17 protein-coding genes are annotated in these 17,945 nt (G+C 54.7%); 2 read left to right on the forward strand and 15 right to left on the reverse strand.

Annotated elements, in window-relative coordinates; all coding sequences use genetic code 11:
• Positions 1 to 4: 4 nt before the first annotated feature.
• The 5 genes from ACPUC7_RS02515 to fusA form a co-directional block, all read right to left on the reverse strand.
• On the reverse strand, positions 5 to 1,612 hold the full coding sequence (locus tag ACPUC7_RS02515; RefSeq protein WP_494921629.1) for a dipeptide ABC transporter ATP-binding protein: 1,608 nt from the start codon (positions 1,610 to 1,612) through the stop codon (positions 5 to 7).
• The gene (locus tag ACPUC7_RS02520) at positions 1,609 to 2,442 is read right to left on the reverse strand and encodes an ABC transporter permease (RefSeq protein ID WP_494921630.1); all 834 of its coding nucleotides are present in this window, start codon (positions 2,440 to 2,442) and stop codon (positions 1,609 to 1,611) included. The genes ACPUC7_RS02515 and ACPUC7_RS02520 overlap by 4 nt, the downstream gene beginning before the upstream one ends.
• Positions 2,439 to 3,431: an ABC transporter permease gene (locus ACPUC7_RS02525; RefSeq protein WP_494921631.1), complete on the reverse strand. Its 993-nt coding sequence runs from the start codon at positions 3,429 to 3,431 to the stop codon at positions 2,439 to 2,441. The genes ACPUC7_RS02520 and ACPUC7_RS02525 overlap by 4 nt, the downstream gene beginning before the upstream one ends.
• A gap of 177 nt (positions 3,432 to 3,608) precedes the next feature.
• Positions 3,609 to 5,222: an ABC transporter substrate-binding protein gene (locus ACPUC7_RS02530; protein ID WP_494921632.1), complete on the reverse strand. Its 1,614-nt coding sequence runs from the start codon at positions 5,220 to 5,222 to the stop codon at positions 3,609 to 3,611.
• 243 nt (positions 5,223 to 5,465) lie between these two features.
• A complete protein-coding gene (fusA, locus tag ACPUC7_RS02535) occupies positions 5,466 to 7,565 on the reverse strand; it encodes an elongation factor G (protein ID WP_494921633.1) in 2,100 nt (699 codons plus the stop codon).
• A 213-nt stretch (positions 7,566 to 7,778) separates the two neighbouring features.
• Here fusA and ACPUC7_RS02540 point away from each other — a divergent pair, with 213 nt between their 5' ends.
• A complete protein-coding gene (locus ACPUC7_RS02540; RefSeq protein WP_494921634.1) occupies positions 7,779 to 8,690 on the forward strand; it encodes a ketopantoate reductase family protein in 912 nt (303 codons plus the stop codon).
• A gap of 65 nt (positions 8,691 to 8,755) precedes the next feature.
• On the opposite strand, the gene ACPUC7_RS02545 is transcribed toward ACPUC7_RS02540, so the two are convergent.
• On the reverse strand, positions 8,756 to 9,523 hold the full coding sequence (locus tag ACPUC7_RS02545; RefSeq protein ID WP_494921635.1) for a YdcF family protein: 768 nt from the start codon (positions 9,521 to 9,523) through the stop codon (positions 8,756 to 8,758).
• Between the two features lie 99 nt (positions 9,524 to 9,622).
• On the opposite strand from ACPUC7_RS02545, the gene ACPUC7_RS02550 reads away from it, so the two are divergent.
• Positions 9,623 to 10,693 carry a LacI family DNA-binding transcriptional regulator gene (locus ACPUC7_RS02550; RefSeq protein WP_494921636.1) on the forward strand — a complete coding sequence of 357 codons (1,071 nt, stop codon included), beginning with the start codon at positions 9,623 to 9,625 and terminating at the stop codon, positions 10,691 to 10,693.
• A gap of 31 nt (positions 10,694 to 10,724) precedes the next feature.
• Here ACPUC7_RS02550 and tmaR read toward each other — a convergent pair whose 3' ends face one another.
• The 9 genes from tmaR to ACPUC7_RS02595 form a co-directional block, all read right to left on the reverse strand.
• A complete protein-coding gene (gene tmaR / locus ACPUC7_RS02555) occupies positions 10,725 to 11,045 on the reverse strand; it encodes a PTS system regulator TmaR (RefSeq protein WP_343551398.1) in 321 nt (106 codons plus the stop codon).
• A 161-nt stretch (positions 11,046 to 11,206) separates the two neighbouring features.
• A complete protein-coding gene (locus ACPUC7_RS02560; RefSeq protein WP_343551257.1) occupies positions 11,207 to 12,265 on the reverse strand; it encodes an FUSC family protein in 1,059 nt (352 codons plus the stop codon).
• A 242-nt stretch (positions 12,266 to 12,507) separates the two neighbouring features.
• Entirely contained in the window at positions 12,508 to 12,966 is a 459-nt protein-coding gene (locus ACPUC7_RS02565) for a GyrI-like domain-containing protein (protein WP_494921637.1), read from the reverse strand.
• An 88-nt stretch (positions 12,967 to 13,054) separates the two neighbouring features.
• Positions 13,055 to 14,221: a serine-type D-Ala-D-Ala carboxypeptidase DacD gene (dacD, locus tag ACPUC7_RS02570; RefSeq protein WP_343551255.1), complete on the reverse strand. Its 1,167-nt coding sequence runs from the start codon at positions 14,219 to 14,221 to the stop codon at positions 13,055 to 13,057.
• 341 nt (positions 14,222 to 14,562) lie between these two features.
• Positions 14,563 to 14,802, reverse strand: a complete 240-nt coding sequence (locus ACPUC7_RS02575; RefSeq protein WP_494921638.1) for a hypothetical protein — start codon at positions 14,800 to 14,802, stop codon at positions 14,563 to 14,565.
• 56 nt (positions 14,803 to 14,858) lie between these two features.
• Positions 14,859 to 16,121 carry a Y-family DNA polymerase gene (locus ACPUC7_RS02580; RefSeq protein WP_494921639.1) on the reverse strand — a complete coding sequence of 421 codons (1,263 nt, stop codon included), beginning with the start codon at positions 16,119 to 16,121 and terminating at the stop codon, positions 14,859 to 14,861.
• Positions 16,121 to 16,360 carry a DNA polymerase V gene (locus ACPUC7_RS02585; protein ID WP_494921640.1) on the reverse strand — a complete coding sequence of 80 codons (240 nt, stop codon included), beginning with the start codon at positions 16,358 to 16,360 and terminating at the stop codon, positions 16,121 to 16,123. Before ACPUC7_RS02585 ends, ACPUC7_RS02580 begins: the two co-directional genes overlap by 1 nt.
• Before the next feature lie 144 nt (positions 16,361 to 16,504).
• Entirely contained in the window at positions 16,505 to 16,684 is a 180-nt protein-coding gene (locus ACPUC7_RS02590) for a hypothetical protein (protein ID WP_494921641.1), read from the reverse strand.
• Positions 16,685 to 16,790: 106 nt separating this feature from the next.
• Positions 16,791 to 17,939 carry an acyltransferase family protein gene (locus ACPUC7_RS02595; RefSeq protein WP_494921642.1) on the reverse strand — a complete coding sequence of 383 codons (1,149 nt, stop codon included), beginning with the start codon at positions 17,937 to 17,939 and terminating at the stop codon, positions 16,791 to 16,793.
• Positions 17,940 to 17,945 lie beyond the last annotated feature (6 nt).

Consider the following 17,945-nt stretch of genomic DNA (forward strand, 5'->3'; position numbering starts at 1 on the left):
CTCCTTAGTAGACGTTCGCGGGCTGCCAGTCGGGAATCACCGGCAGCGCCTGTAACAGTTTTTGTGTCCACGGATGCTGCGGCGCGGCAAACACCTGTTGCAGCGCGCCGCTCTCCACCACGTGTCCGTTCTGCATCACCAACACGCGATCCGCCAGATGCTGAATCACGCCGAGGTCGTGAGAAATGAACAGCAACGCCGTGCCATGTTCGGCTTGCATCTCCGCCAGCAAATCCAGCACCTGCGCCTGCACCGACACATCCAGCGCACTCACCGGTTCATCGGCCACCAGCAGCGCGGGATTGGGAGCAAAAGCGCGCGCGATCGCCACGCGTTGTCGCTGACCGCCGGATAATTGCTGCGGATAGCGTTGCAGGAAGTGGTCGCCTAGCTGCACCTCATCCAGTAACTGGCGCACGCGCTGGCGGCGTGCATCACCGTAAATCCCGGCGCTGTCGAGGCTTTCGCCAATAATCTTTTCCACCGTATAGCGCGGATCAAAAGAGCTGAACGGATCTTGGGCGATCAGCTGCAAACGCGCACGACGAGCGCGGCGCGCTTTCTCTGGTAGACGATCCCAGCGTTCACCTGCCAGCAGCAGCGTGCCGCTGTCTGGTTCACTTAATCCCATCACCAGTTTCACCAGCGAGGTTTTGCCCGAGCCCGATTCACCCACCACGCCGAGCGTTTCCCCGGCGTGCAGCGTAAAGTTGATGTCATTCAGTACCCGGCGATCGCCATAGGTTTTGTGCAAACCGATGCCTTGCAGCAACGGCGTTTCACTGCGTTTTGGCCGAGCTGGCAACGCGGTGGGTTCCGCCGCGCTGAGCCGAAAACCGCGCGTGGCGGGGGTTGGCACCGCGCGCAGCAGGCGCTGCGTCCAGGCATGTTGCGGACGTTGCAGCAGTGCGCCACTGTCGCCCTGCTCCACCACTGCGCCATCGCGCATCACCAGCACGCGGTCCGCCAGTTCCGCCACCACCGCCAGGTCGTGGCTGATCAGCAGCAAACCGTGTCCATCGCGCCGCCGCTGCGCCAGCAGTTGCAGGATTTGACGCTGCACCGTCATGTCCAGCGCCGTGGTGGGTTCATCGGCAATCAACAGCGCTGGGCTGCCTGCCAGCGCGGTGGCGATTAACGCGCGCTGGCGCTGGCCGCCGGAGAGTTGATGCGGATAACGCGCCAATCGGCTTTCCGCATCATGAATGCCCGCCGCCTTTAGCAGTTCGAGGCTTTTTGCTTCGATGTTGCCGCGATAGCCGACGGCGCTTAACGCATCCCCCAGTTGCTGACCAATCCGGCGCAGCGGATCGAGCGACACCAGTGCATCCTGCAACACATAACCCATGCGCCGACCACGCAACGCGCGCCAGTCACTGCGGCTGGCGTGGCGCATATCACGTCCGTCAATCGTGAAACGATCGGCGGTTAAGGTTGCGCCCTCCGGCAGCAAACCCAACAGGCTGCGGGCGGTCAGGGTTTTGCCAGAGCCGGATTCACCGACCAACGCCACCGATTCACCTGGCCACACTTGCAGGTGCAGATTTTTCACCACCTGCTGTGCGCCAAAGCGGATCGAGAGATTGTGAATATCAATAAACGGTTGGCTCATGCGGAACGTCCTTCAAAACGGGCTTGCCAGTAGCGTCCCAGCGTGTTGACTGCAATCACCGTTAAGGTGATCAAAACGCCCGGCCAGACGGCGATCCACCAGGCATTGCGCAAGTAGTTGCGCCCTTCTGCCAGCATCAAGCCCCATTCGGCAGTGGGTGGCTGCGGTCCCATGCCGAGGAAGCTCAATCCGGCAGTGCCAATAATCGCGGTGCCTAATCCCAGCGTCGCCAGTGCGGGCACCTGGGCAATGGCATGCGGCAGAATGTGCCGGACAATCAATGTGAAGCGCGACAGACCAAACGTGCGCGCCTGTTCAACGTATCCCGAGGTCATCACGCTGTAGGTTTGTGCGCGCACCACGCGGGCAAAACGCGGCACCGACGCCACGCCCAGCGCAATGATCAGGTTGTTGGTGCCGGGACCGGTGAAGGCGATCAACATCAGCGCCAGCAACAGATCGGGAAAGGCGGAAATCACATCCACCGCGCGGCTCAGCAGTTCGTCAACCACGCCGCGCGCCAGCGCCGCCACCAATCCCAGCACGGTGCCGAACACCACCGCCAACACCATCGCCGCCACGCTGATCAGCAGCGAATAACGGCTGCCATAAATCACGCGCGTTAACAGATCGCGTCCTAACTGATCGGTGCCCAGCCAGTGCTGCGCCGACGGCGGTAATTGCGCGTTAAGCGGATCGGCGAGTAACGGATCGCTGTGCGTCAGCCATTGCGGCGCGATGACGGCAATCGCCAGGATCAGCAAAAACAACACCGCTGCCCACACCGCCGCAGGCAGCGCGACGGGAAAACGTTGCAGTGCGGCAATCATGACTGGCTCTCCCCACGCAAGCGCGGATCGATCCACAGCGATAAAATGTCCACCAAAGTGCTCATTACCACGTAGATCAGCGCCGATAGAATCGCTACCGCCAGCACCACCGGCAGATCCTGTGCCAGCACCGCATCCACCGTCAGTTTGCCGAGTCCGGGACGACCAAACACTTGCTCGGTGATCACTGCGCCGCTCAGCAAGCCGCCGACCAGCCAGCCGGTTAACGTCACGGCGGGCAGCGCAGCATGGCGCAGCGCGTGACGCAGACGAAGGGTGGCTTCTGCGACGCCCCACGCGCGCAGCGTTAAAGTGAATGGCGCATCCAATGCGCGTTCCAGTTCGCGGCGCAGCAATTGCGCAATCACCGCGCCCTGCGCCATGCCCAATGCCAGCGCTGGCAGCACCAGCGACGACAGCGAACGATCACCCGCCACCGGGAACCAGCGCAGCGTAAAGCTGAAAATAAACAGCAGTACGATGCCCATCCAGAACGATGGCGTGGAAGCCAGCAACAGCTCCAGCGCATTGGCAATGCGGCGACCAACGCGGCGATGGGCAGTGCCAACCGACATAGCCAGCGCAAACAGAATACTGACCAGCAGCGCCGCCAGCGTTAGCTTGATGGTCGGCCACAGTTGCGTCGCCAGCAGATGGCTGACTTCGGTATTCAGCAGGTAAGAACGACCAAAATCACCGTGCAGCACGCGCCATAAATAGTGCACGTATTGCCACCATAACGGCTCGTTTAAGCCCCATTCGGCGCGGATCGCCGCCTCAATCGCTGGCGTGCGCATCTGCTCGCCAATCAGCACGCTGACGATGTCGCCGGGTGCCAGATGCACACCCAGAAACGCCAGCGTCACGGCGGCCCACAGCACTACTATCCCGCCGAAAACCCGGCTGACGATGCGACGCGCTAATTCGCTGCGCCACACAGCGGGCCGCCGCGTGCTGGGCGTGCGGGTGACAATGCTTTCCAGACTCATTTTGGTCTCCGGAATGATTCGATTTATTTGCAGATAAGGTTGGCGAGAGTATTAAAATCCGCCGGGTTAAAGTAAACCGAGAATAACGGCAATCGATTTGTAGAATATGGGAAATGATATTTTTCGCAGGCGAGAAAAATAAAGGTCACCATAAATGGCGACCCTACAATCTGAATATTAATGCTTACTCAACCACACATCATAAACACTTTCGGGCATCTGCTTATAACTGCGAAAACCGTAACCGTGCACATAACTGGCGGTGGCTAACTGATCTTCCGGTTCATACAGCGGCACAGCCAGCGCCAATTGTGGTAACGCCAGTTGTTGCAGTTGGCTGTAAAAATCACGACGCTGATTGAGATCCAACGTGGCGGCGGCTTTATCCAGCAATGCGTTGATTTCTGGGCTATTCACGCGGCTGTAGTTGATCGCGCCGCCCTGAGCGATGGGACGATAATGGTTTTCAATATCCACGCCATCGGTTGGCGTGTTGGAGTTGGCGATGGTGCCAAATTTGCCGCTTTTGCGCACATCGCCATAGGTGCCGGAATCGACGTAATTCAGTTTAAGATCAACCCCCAAGCGCTGACGCGCCTGCGCCTGAATCGCTTGTAATAACACATCGCGCTGATCGCGCACCGTGGCCTGGGCCTGAATCAACTCGATGCGCAAACGTTGACCGTCTTTAGTTCGGAACCCTTCGCCGTCGCGCGTTTTCCAACCGGCCTCATCCAGCAGTGTGTTGGCCGCCGCGGGATTGTTGCCGTATTTGCCCTCCAGCGCTTTGTCGTACAGCGGATCAATCGGTGAAGTGATGCCCCACGCACGCGTGCGTTCACCGCGATAAACCGATTTCAGCAAGGGATCGATGTCCAATCCTTGTAGCAACGCCTGGCGCACCTTTACCTCTTGCGTGGGACCATATTCCACGTTCAGGAACAGCGAATACGGCGTACCCGTGTTGAGCGCATGCTGATAAGTGAAGTCGGGATTGTCTTTGAATTCACCGGCATCGTTGCCTGAAATCCCTTCAATCACATCCACCTGGCCGGATAACAGCGCGCCTGTTCGCACCGAAGATTCTGGCAAGAAGCGGTAAGTGACACGATCAAGATAGGCCGGACCTTGGTGCTGCGCGGTGGCGGGCGCCCAGTGATAATTTGGGTTTCTCACGTAGGTGACCTGCTGGCCTTTCTCGTAGCTGTCGAGAATAAAGGGCCCGGTACCGGCGAGCGCTTTGCCACCCGATTTCAGCTGCGGTGAAGTCCAACTGGCCGGTGCTAAAATCTGCAAACCGGCGGCAAATGACAGGAATGGTGCATAAACTTCTTTCAAGGTGATCACCACGGTGTGATCGTCCGGAGTAGCGATGTTGTCGATGTGCGAACCCATCAGGCACAAACTGGTGCCAGCGCAATATTGCGCCGCCTGGGTTTGACGAAAGTTGGCGGCTACGGCGCTGGCATTCAATTTTTCACCGTTGGAAAAGGTAACGTCACGCCGCAGATTAAAGCGAATCACTTTACCGTTGTCGCTGACCTGATAACTTTCCGCCAGCCACGGCACAAAGCTGCCATCCGGACGGCGCGCCAATAGCGATTCCCAAAAGTTGCGCAGCGTGATTTCGGCTTTGTCCTGCCCGTTCAACTGCGGATTAAAGGTGGTAGGTTCGGTTTCTACGCCGACGGTTAAACTGCCGCCGCTGATGGGTTGATCGGCTGCGATAACAGCCGATGCGCTGCCCAGTAGCGTTAAACTCAGCGCCAACGTCATTTTATTGAATTTCATATTATCCTTGGTGAATGCAGGTATATTTTAAATAGCTCGCAGAGAGCCTGAATTAATTCCCGCTGAATTATTAAAACCCGGACAAATAAATGTAAAACGACAATAGTGGCAATCGATGTGTTGAATGTGGCAATGAAGGGAAATAAAAAAAAGGTCACCATAAATGGCGACCTTACAAAGGTGAGGTGCGGTTTTCGTAGGGTCGCCATTTATGATGACCTCACGTTAGCTCAGCTCGATTATTTATTCGGCACGAGCGGCGATGATACTTTCGGCCACATTACGTGGTGCTTCAGCGTAGTGCGCAAACTCCATGCTGTAGGTGGCACGACCTTGCGACATCGATCGTAGCGTGGTGGCGTAGCCAAACATCTCCGACAACGGCACTTCGGCACGAATAATGCGCGCACCAAAACGCTCCTCCATGCCTTGCAGGTTGCCGCGCCTTGACGACAGATCGCCCATCACGCTACCGGCGTACTCTTCCGGCGTTTCCACTTCCACCTGCATCAGCGGTTCGAGAATCACCGGATCGGCCTGCTTCGCTGCGGCTTTGAAACCAAAAATCGCCGCCATGCGGAACGCCATTTCTGACGAATCGACATCGTGATACGAACCAAAGGTCAGCGTGGCTTTAAGATCCACCACCGGATAACCGGCCAGCACGCCGCTGTTCAGCGCCTCGCGAATTCCCTTCTCCACTGAAGGAATAAACTCGCGCGGTACTACGCCGCCTTTGGTGGCATCTTCAAAGGCAAATCCCGCGCCAGCCGCTTGCGGTTCCAGCGTCAGCACCACATGGCCGTACTGACCTTTACCGCCGGATTGACGCACAAACTTACCTTCAACGTCGCGCACCGTTTTGCGGATGGTTTCGCGATAGGTCACCTGCGGCCGCCCGATGTTGGCTTCGACGCCAAACTCGCGCTTCATGCGATCAACAATAATCTCCAGATGTAACTCGCCCATGCCGGAAATAATCGTCTGGCCGGATTCCTCATCGGTATGCAGACGGAACGACGGATCTTCGGCCGCCAAGCGCTGCAACGCCAGCCCCATTTTCTCCTGATCGCCCTTGGTCTTCGGCTCAATCGACAGCGAAATCACCGGATCGGGGAACTCCATGCGCTCCAGCGTGATCACTGCATTGGGATCGCACAGCGTTTCACCGGTGGTCACCTCTTTCAAACCGACGCAGGCGGCAATATCACCGGCGCGAATCTCTTCGATTTCGATACGATCGTTGGCCTGCATCTGCACGATGCGGCCAATACGCTCCTTGCGTCCTTTCACCGCATTCCACACGCTGTCGCCTTTGCGCAGCACACCAGAATAGACACGCACAAAGGTCAACTGACCAACGTACGGATCGCTCATCAGTTTGAACGCCAGCGCCGAGAACGGTTCGGCATCATCGGCGTGACGTTCGTCGTGCTCGCCTTGCTCGTTAACGCCGCTCACCGCCGGTACATCCAGTGGCGACGGCATCAGCTCAATCACCGCATCCAACATGCGCTGCACGCCTTTGTTTTTGAACGCGCTGCCGCACAGCATCGGCTGGATTTCACCGAGCAAGGTGCGCTGACGCAAGCCGGCAATCACTTCGTCTTCACTGAGATCGCCTTGTTCAAGATAGCGATCCATCAACGCTTCACTGGCTTCGGCGGCCGCCGCGACCATGTTCTCACGCCATTCGGCGGCCAGCGCCTGCATTTCATCAGGAATAGGCGCATAGCTGAAGCTCATGCCTTGCGTGGCATCGTCCCAATAAATGGCGCGCATTTTGTTGAGATCAACCACGCCGCTAAAGTGCTCTTCGGCGCCAATGGGAATCACAATCGGTACCGGATTGGCGTGCAAACGATCTTTCATCATCTGCACCACGCGGAAGAAATCCGCTCCCTGGCGATCCATTTTGTTGACGAAAGCGATGCGCGGCACGCGGTATTTATTGGCCTGACGCCAGACGGTTTCGGATTGCGGCTGCACGCCGCCCACCGCGTCATACACCATCACCGCGCCATCCAGCACGCGCATCGAGCGCTCAACTTCGATGGTGAAATCGACGTGGCCGGGCGTATCAATAATGTTGATACGATGCGGCGTAAAGCTGCCATCCATACCCGGCCAGAAGCAGCTTACTGCCGCCGAAGTAATGGTGATGCCACGCTCTTGCTCCTGCGCCATCCAGTCGGTGGTTGCCGCGCCATCGTGCACTTCACCTAACTTGTGGCTCATTCCGGTGTAAAACAGAATGCGCTCAGTGGTGGTGGTTTTACCGGCATCGATGTGCGCGGAGATGCCGATGTTGCGATAACGTTCGATGGGGAGGGTTCGGGGCATGATGCGTCCTTAGTCTGCTCGACTGAGTCATTGCGCGGGCACCATTGCCCGCCGCTGCGCAATAGCCTAATCCTATTGTACGAACAAATACGAACAGTTTGAGCCTTTTTTAATCATCGTTGAAATCTTGCAGACGATTCAGCATTTGCGGGCTGGCAAGCCAACGCCCGCCGCTTTAAGGTAAGGGTTTCACTGTTAACGGGAATCTCAACCATGCGCATTCTGGTAGTCGGCGCCGGCGCAACCGGCGGGTATTTCGGTGCGCGTCTGGCGCAAGCAGGACGTGATGTGACTTTTTTGGTGCGCGAGCGCCGCTTCAAGCAGTTACAGCAAACCGGTTTGGTACTGAAAACGCCTGATGCTAGCGAAGTGTTTCAGCCGCAGCTGGCGCAGGCCGGATCGCTCAGTGGCAGCTTTGACCTGATAATTTTGACGGTGAAAAGCTTTGGGCTGGATCAGGCGATGGATGACATCGCGCCGGCGGTAGGCGCGGATACGCTGATCATGCCGATCCTCAACGGCATGCGACATATCGATACGCTGCGTGCGCACTTTGGCGACAAGGTGATTGGCGGCTTGTGTAAAATTAACGCCACGCTGGGTGAGAACGGCGAAGTGATGCAGATGACGCCGCTGCATATGCTGTATTACGGTGCGCTCGACGGCAATAATGATGCGCGTTTGCAGCGCGTCAACGAAACCTTGAGCGGCGCGGCGTTTGATACGGTGTTTGCGGACAACATCATCAGCGAATTGTGGGAGAAGTGGCTGTTGCTGAGTACGCTTGGCGCGGTGTGTTGTATCGCGCGTGGCAATACCCAGCAAGTGCTGACGTCACACGGCGGCGAAGCGTTGCTGCAAAGCGTTTTTGGCGAAGTGTTGGCGGTATTGAGCGCCGAAGGCTATCAGCAGCGTCCGGCGGTGACGGCAAAGATTTATGAAACGCTGAACAATCCCAAAGCCGCGATGACTTCGTCGATGTACCGCGATTTAACCCAAGGCTATGAGATTGAAGCCGATCAGGTGATTGGTGATTTGCTGGTGCGCGGCGCGCGCAGCGGCGTGGTAACGCCACTGCTGAACGCGGTGTATGTCAATTTGCAGGTGTATTTGCAGAATCGATAATAGCGGTCACCATAAATGGCGACCCTACAACATCCGTACGGTCGCCATTATCGGCAACCAAATTCTTACAATCGCGACTGTACGCCCGGCAACTTCACTAATCGCTGCCATCCCGCTTCCACCGCTTCCGGCACCTCAACATGGCCGAGGAAACCTTTGCCGTGCGGGCCATAGCCGTTTTCATCGTCACGCAGACGTTGAATTTCGCCAATCAGCAGCGACAGAAAACGCTCCATCGACCACAATCCTTGCGGCGGCGCGCCGATAATGCGCAGCATGCCCGCATCCATCATCACCTGCGGCACAAACACCGGCCAGCTGATAAATTCCGGTGCGTCGGCACGATCGCGCCATTGATAGCGGAAAGTTTCCCAGGTACGACGCTGCATCAGCGGATCTTGTACCAACAGCACGCGCTGCGGTTGCCAGTTGTGCTCATCCAGCATTTTTTGGCTGAAAGCCGCGTTTTCGCCACAGTTACGCGAGGCTTTTTCCAGCAGCAACTGAGCGTCGGGCAACGCGGCAAACACCTGCGCCACTTCGCCCAACAATTCCGCTTCACTTTTGCCTTTGCTGGCGATTTGGCGATACAGAGGATGCGCGGCCAGCATCTCGGCCAGCAGCGCGGTTGAGTGACCAATGCCGCCGCTGATCAACAGGGGCAATTGATACTTTTTCGCCACGGCAATCACCGCTTCAACGTTGGGCAGTACCGCGTGACCAGCCAGAATGGCGAGATCGATATCGAGTGAGCCGTCTTTTGGCATGTGATCCAGCGCCAACCAGGCCGCCAGTGTGTTGATGTCCTGAATCTGATCGTTGTTGAGCTGCATTCCGTTCTCCTCGTTTTATCCTTGGCAGTGTAGCGGCTTAAGTGCGCGTCGGCAGGGAAAAATTTGCTACACTCGAGGCTGTTTATTCAGGAGAGATCCATGACTGCGCGTTCCGTAACCCTTGACGATGTGGCCCAATTAGCTGGGGTTTCCTACCAAACCGTGTCCCGCGTTCTCAACCACTCCGCACAGGTTTCGCCGCGTACCCGCGCCAAAGTCGAAGCGGCGATGCAGCAGCTCAACTATGTACCGAACCGCGTGGCACAGCAGCTTGCCGGCAAAAATACTCGCACGCTGGGGCTCGCCACCAGCGATCTGGCATTGATGGCACCGGCGCAAATCGCCTCGGCGATTCAACAACGTGCGGCGGCGCAGGGTTATCATCTGGTGATCGCCATGGCGAATCTACACAGCGCGCCGCAGGATACGGTGAATGAACTGCTGGCGCAGCGGGTGGATGCGCTGATGATCAACCTGCCGCTCGATGCCGCACAAGCAGCGCAGATTCAGTTGCAGTGTGATAACAAGCCGGTGCTGTTTCTCGATGTCGAGCGCAGTGCAGCGGTGGCGCAGTGTCAATATCAGAGCGAATCAGGCGCGCAGCAGGCGGTGGATCATTTGGTCACTCTTGGCCATCGTCATATTGGCGTGCTGAATGGGCCGTCGCGCTCCGCTTCGGCGCGGGCGCGTTATCATGCCTGGGAAGCCGCGCTGGCAGCACATCATCTGGCGCCCTTCTGCGTGCTGCATGGCGACTGGAGCGCAGCATCGGGTTATCAGGCATTGTTGACGCAATTGCCGCAGCAGTTACCGCAAGCATTGTTAGTGGCGAACGATCAAATGGCGCTCGGCGCGATGCGCGCACTGCATCAGCATGGCGTGAAAATTCCGGCTGAGATGTCGATTATCGGCTACGACGATACGGCAGAAAGCGCGTGGTATCAGCCGCCATTAACCACGGTGCGTCAGGATTTACAGCAGTTGGGCGCGGCGAGCGTTGATCGTCTGTTAGCGCAGTTGGAAGGTGGCGAGGGTGCCGCAGAATCGTTGCAAACGGAGTTGGTGTTGCGCGAAACCACCGCCGCGCCGCAGAAAAATCAGGTGGATGTGGCGGAGATTGCACAGCAGCTACAGACATTGGCGCGCCAGTTGCTTGGGGCGCAGAAATAAAAAAGGTCGTCATAAATGACGACCTTCAGTGTTACTGGGCTTTCGGTTCGCCCATCGCTTTCAACTTCTTCGACAGCTCGCGACGCTCTTTCGACAGGTCAGCGTTTTTGATGATGTATTCATCAACGCGGTCTTCATAGTCCACACGCATGGACGCAATGATTTCCTGCACCGCCTCAATGCTCATGCCTGGTTTGATGTATTCGCTCAGGTTGTCCAGCAGCAGCACACGTTTCTGGTTATCACGGACTTTCTTCTCGTTATCCACGATTTCGCGCTGCAGTTTGTTTTTACGACGGAACATACGCACAAACTCCAGTACGTCCTGAAATGATTGCTTGGCATTATCCATGTTGGCACCTTTCTTGAGGCCTGCATTCGCAGGCGGAATAGTCATAACGTTCAGCTTAGCGGGTTGGCCGCCAGGGAAGCAATTTTCACAGCTAAATTCGGACTGGCGCTTATCTTAGCGCAAAGAAAGCGTGATTCACATTAAGTCATTGCCTGAGAAAACTATTTACGCAACGCCAGACGCACCAAATCGGTCATGCGCTCCAATTGACGTGCTTGCTCCAGGCTCAGCCACACATAGCCGTAAATCGCGGTGGTTTCCGAACGCCCGCTGCGATTGGCGATCAACTGCTCCAACTCTTGGGTAATCTCTTCTAAAACATGGCTGTTGGCGGTGATCTGCTCGGTTTCGCCTTTCACCATTAAGGTGGCTAACGCATTCAAGGTGTCTTCGGTCATTTGCTGCGTGCGGCGCAGCGTGGGCGCATTTAGCATGATCAGATGACTTTCACGCGATGACCACCACGCATCAATTTGCATCTGCATGGTGTTAACCATATTACGGTTAATGGTCTGAATCGCTTCAAACACCGATTTCGGAATACGCGTCTCTTTGCTGGCCGGTTCCAGCAGCGAGCGCATCTTGATCACTCCGGTCAGCAGCTTTTGGAACGGCTTATTGAGTCGCGGTTTTTCCAGCAGATTCGGCGAGAAACCGGTGTGATGCAGTTTCGCCATCGCAATAAACGCATCCGACAATTGAATGCGCCAATGGGTGTAAGCACGCTGCGCCCAAATCGCGCTGAACAGCAATGCCATCAGCGAGCCGAGAATCACATCGCCGCCGCGCCACAGCGCAATGGTGAAATCCCCGGCCGGTGCGCCCACCACTACGCCGAGTGTGATGCCAATCAGCAGCGCCATGTACGGTTGTTTACCCAGCGTCAAATAGCCGCAGACAATCATCACAATCGCACACCACACCAGCATCACCGGCAGCGAAAACAACTCCAGTTTGAGCGCAATCAAGCCAGAGATCAGCCCGGCAAAGGTGCCGCTGATGCGTTGTACCACGCGCGGGAAGACGTTGCCCCAGGTGGAAATCGGCCCCATCACCACCACCAAAGTAATCAGCGGCCAGGTGCCTTCGGGGATGTCGGTCATGCGTACGAACAGGAAGCACAACACAAAAGCGATGGCGATACGCACGCCGTGCACGGCGCGATAGTGGCGGTAGAACCAGAACTCAATCTGCGAGATGGGTTTGTCAGCGCGTAACATGGTTATCCGGGAACGATAAAAAATTGCGCGCTATGTTACCCTGGCGATGGCTGCATCATCAGGGCTGAACGCAATTATTTTTCGTGTTTTGCTGAAATATAACATGGGCGTTACATCTGACTTTCTCAATGGAAACATTGATGTAACGCAGTAGGTTGGGTGCGATTATTGAAAAGGTCGCCATGAATGGCGACCCTACGGGTGCGGTTTTGTAGGGTCGCCATTTATGGTGAGCGCTTATTTTATTCAGCCGCACGTACCGGGATATACATATCCACCAGCCAATCGCCGCTATCGGAACCATCAGAAAGGTAATGCTCGAAGCACGGACGATTATCGACTTGCCATTCGCCCTGCGCTTTTAGGTGATCAAACAAGCTGCGCCACGCGCTGAAGAAGTCATTATTCAGCACCTCAATGCGCGCATGGTAATACTTGCCGCCTGCCAGCAATCCGCGTTCAATTTCATCACTGGCATCTGGCAATACTTCGGTGGCGATCACCGTTTCGACGCGCAGCTCTTCTGGCGGCACCACTTCGGGATTGCCGTAATAAATCGCCAGCCATTCGCCCTGCGCCTGATGCTCGCTGACCCAGTTTTTCAGCCGTTCAAAACCACGCGGCACGGTTTCCTGCCACGGACCTTGCAGATGGTAGCCAAGCCAGCTTTGCGGATTACGTTCAACAATCGATGCTTTCATACCTTGCCTCAATTCAGCGGTTGAAAGCGCAATTGTGCCATCACCGCCGCGCCACGGCGACGATGATGACGCTGAAATCCGTCGCGGATTACAGTTTCTGTTTCACGTAATCGGTAATGCGGGTAATGATGCCAGCCTGATCAACCGCTTGCAGCGCATACAGCGGATAGCTTGCCAGCTGCTTATCTTTGTCCATCACCTGAATTTCGCCGACCTGCTCACCGGCTTTCAGCGGCGCTTCCAGGTCTTTACGATCAATCACATATTTCGCCATCACGTTAGAGACTTCGCTGCGCGGCAGTGACAGATAAACATCCTGGGTGGTACCGACATCAACCTGATGCGGCTTGCCGTACCAAACGTTTTCGGTGCCGATTTTCTTGCCCGCGTGGAACAGTTGTACGGTGTCGAAGTTGTTCTGGCCCCACACCAGCAGCTTACGCGCCTGATCTTCGCGCCCTTTCGAGCTCTTGCCGCCCATCACTACGGCGATTAAGCGATGACGTCCCACCACGTTCGAGGCGATGATGTTGAAGCCCGCGCTCTCGGTGTGACCGGTTTTCAGGCCATCGACGTGCAGATTTTGATCCCACAGCAAGCCGTTACGGTTGTTCTGGGTGATGCCGTTCCAGCTCAGGGTTTTCTCGCTGTACATGGCGTAGAAATCCGGTTCGCCGCTGATAATCGCCCGTGACAACACCGCCAAATCGCGTGCTGTGGTGTGCTGGCCCGGCGCATCAAGGCCGTGCACGGTTTCGAAATGGGTGTGCGACAGGCCGAGTTTCTGCACGTAGTTGTTCATCATGGTGACAAAACTGCTTTCGCTGCCCGCGACGTGATCGGCCAGCGCCACGCAGGCATCGTTACCGGAATCGATGATCACGCCGCGCATCAAATCACGCACCGTCACCTGATCGCCCGGCTTAAGGAACATCAGTGAAGAGCCTTTAAACACCGGATTGCCCGCGCCCCACGCATCTTTGCCGATGGTGACTTTGTCGTCGCGACTGATTTTGTTCTGATCGATAGCGCGATCCACCACATAACCGGTCATCAGCTTGGTGAGACTGGCCGGGTTGCGCTCTTCATCCGGATTACCGGCAGTGAGAATCTGGCCGGTGGTGGCGTCCATCAACACCCATGAAGCCGCATCAATCGGCGGAGGCGTCAGGGGAAATGGCATGCTGTCGTCGGCCTGTGCCAACGATGCCCAAACAATCATTCCAGATACAGTAACCAGCAGACGCCTTTTCAACACTTCTTCCTCGAAATCAAAAAATGAATTTACCGCCGGACGTTTTACGGCAAATAGCGCTTACAGATCTGAATAAATTGAAAAAAAGTATGAACTGCGGACAAATGCTGCGCGCCCGCTCGCAGCGAGGATCATCGAGGTTGTGCTGCTATCAACGGACGACTATCCTGTGCGTTGTCTCTCCACAGCCAGGATGATGCCGTGCCCGCCTCTGAGTTCACCTTTTTGTTCCACGATTATGATAACCCTTATATAAAGGCATGATTTAACTAAAGTTGAATTAAGATCGGTTTTCTTTGGTACTCAGTTTGGTACTCAGTCACAATTGCGAGCGGTTAGCATCAGATCGGAAGATCATCATCCTGATACAGTGGCATTATTTCGTGAGTTACTACTCCAATAACTGCAACATCCTCTAGCAAATCTTCCACCAGCAATAGACCATCATCGGTGATAACGTGTCGTGGTTGAATCATCACCATCGCCCATTCATACATGCCGGACATATCCAGCAGCACGGTATCGCCGTTCTGTGGTCGCCGCTTCTCATCAACGATACAGCTTCGGCCTTTCCATTCCACCAGGTAACAGGTTTTGCTCGTCGGCAGAAGTTGCTGTAGCGGCTGGAGCAGAAACGTTACTTCGCCACGGGCAGGTCGCTGTATCTCGTCGTGTAAGCCGGTGACAACATTTCGCGCTTCATCCCCCAGGATTTCTGAATACCTTGTCCTGCAAACCATAATTTCCCCTTCCCGCTCTGATTGAGGCCATCGACGACACGCATCAGCGATTCGCTGTTGGCCTGTGGTTTGAATTCGTCAAAGAGATTGAGTTGTGAGACGCCCTGGCTGAAGAAGTCGCCCAGCATCACACCTGCTTTCATATAGCGATGACCATCGCGCCAGATTTTGTCGAGACCCTGCATGGCGACCTTGATGATGTCGCGAGTATCATTAGATGGAGTCAGCAGCTTGCCCATCGCCTGATTGCCGTAAAACACTTCACCCACGGCGTGCGGGCTGGTTCTGACAAACACGGCTATCTGCCGGCAGTATTGCCGCTCACCGCGCAACTTCTCCGCCGCGCGTTCTGCGTATGAGCAAACCGCCTGACGCATGTCTTGGTATTCGGTAATGCGTGAGCCAAACGACCGTGAGCAGACGATTTGCTGTTTCGTCGGCGCGAACTCTTCCAGCTCAAGGCATGGTTCGCCGCGTAGCTCTCGCACAGTGCGCTCCAGCACCACGTTAAAGTGTTTGCGGATAATCCATGTGCTCTGCTCTGACAGATCTTTGGCGGTGATGATGCCCATCGCGTTCAGCTTCTTGCTGATGCGCCGACCAACGCCCCACACTTCTTCTACCGGTACGAGAGCCATCAGCTTTTTCTGCCGATCGACATTCGACAGGTCAACCACGCCTCCGGTCTGCGTCCATTTCTTCGCTGCGTAATTGGCGAGCTTAGCCAGAGTTTTAGTCTGCGCTATGCCAACGCCTACAGTCAGATGTGTTTCACGCTTAATTCTTTCGCGCACCTCGCGCCCGAACTCTTCCAGCACACGGCAATTACGGACGCCGGTTAAGTCCAGGAACGCTTCGTCAATTGAATACACCTCGACGGACGGCGCCATTTGCTCAAGCGTGGTCATTACCCTGTTCGACATGTCGGCGTAGAGCGCATAGTTACTGCTGAACACGTGAATCTTATGGCGGCGGATTTCATCTTTCAGCTTGAAGTACGGCGCGCCCATCGGGATCTTAAGCACCTTAACTTCGGCGCTTCGGGCAATGACACAGCCGTCGTTGTTGCTGAGCACCAGAACCGGCTTACCGCGCAAATCAGGCCGAAACACCGTCTCGCAGCTGGCGTAAAACGAGTTCACGTCAACGAGCGCAAACATCACCGGCCGCCATTCGGGTTGAACACTTCAAACATGCGATCTTCACCTTCCGTGGTTGAGATATCCTTGAAGACGGATTTGTGCGCTTCGATCCACTTGTTTGCCTGATAGGCCGTGTAATGCCAGTTGAAGCGCTTTAGCTCAGCAACAAAGTCGAGAGTGCTGACGGTGAAGCGCCCTGCTGCATCGCGCTTGGTTGCCAGATCAAAGGCGTCATAGATTTCATAGTCGCGGGGCATGGTATGTTGCCTGCTGATGGTTACTGTATATAAATACAGTAATATTGATCGGTAGGATCGATCAAGTCGATTGAGGCGAGTTTTTAGGAAGGGATTGGCGGGGAAGGAAATTTAGGTTGGGCGACAATGCCGCCCGGTCTGGTGTTAACGCTCAAGCAGAATGAGAGCGATATCTCTGGCAATGTCTGGCTCGCCATCTGAATCGCCGAGTATCACCTGCATCACGGCATATCTCGATAGCAACCTACCCTCGGCAAGAACGGTTATCGCAGCATCGCCAATGATTCTGGCCACTTCATCCATAGCAGGTTTAGTTAGTTCCATATGCTCTCCTTGTCTACAGGGTTAGCGTACGCCGGTAAACAAGTGGATGTATGAGAAATGGCTCAAAGGCAGATGACTGCCGCGTAAGCTCTCGGACCATATTCAACTATGGCGCTCTGTGCTTCCATGCATCTTTCAATTTCAATTGATTAGATTTTCCAACGTTCATGGCTTTGGTTAAAGTTTTACCTGCAAGGTTGCTCCATTTTTCAATGGTTTTATGCAAAGTAAAACTAACAATGATAGAAACCCCAAAGGCTGTCAGGGCAGCAAGAGCCATAGGTTTACCGGTAGACAGCATTATTGATATTATCACGTATCCCATTACGGAATGGACAAGGTAAAGCGGATAACTTATGTCCGCAAAAAAATCAAAAAATCTATTAGGTTTAAATTTCCCTCTCAATACATAGCATATTGAGAAAATCAAAAGCCCTGTAGCATAATTGATAGACATGCCAATCGCAAAACGCATATCTCCATCACCAACCATAAACAAGCTGTAATTGGCAAATAGTAAAGCCGAGAAGGTTATCAACTCAACCTTACTCAACAGTCCATTCATAAAATAATAGAAACACGTTCCAATAAACAAAAACGGCAAATATTTTGCTTCATTTATTATTGCGTACTCATTAGGTGATAGGTTTACAAATCCTGATCGGTATGAAAAAACTAACGCAACCGGAATTGACATTAACAATATGCACAATGAAAGATATTTTTTAGGGCTTTTGGTGATGAAAAATAGAACTGCACTTATTAAGTAAAATTTCATTTCTACAGCCAGCGTCCAGTTAACAAAGTCAACTGAAGGCATCCACATAACTGTGTGGGCGAGAATAAAATTAAGAAACCATATATTTTGGGGGTAACTATCTTGCGGGTTAGTACCCCAGTAATAAGATGATAATGAAATGAAGCAGAAGCACAAAAGCAAAGCGACCCAGTATGTCGGCATTATTCTGAATGCACGCTGAATCATGAATTCGACTGAGGTTAACTTACTCAGTGAGAACATGATTACGAACCCGCTAATCAGGAAAAACACTGAAACCCCTAGCGGCCCATAGTTAAGCATGGCTGGTAGGTTTATCAGTTCACTAGCCAGCCATGGCCTAGAAAGCGAAGAAGGATCAAGCGCGATGCCAATTTGGTTTCGGATGCTGCTGTCAAAGAAAACACCAAAATAGTGCTCAAAAACAACGGCAAGAGCTGCCAAGCCTCTAAGCTGGTTTGCAAATGTTAGCTTCATGACATC

Source organism: Pantoea sp. CFCC18179, assembly GCF_059412405.1.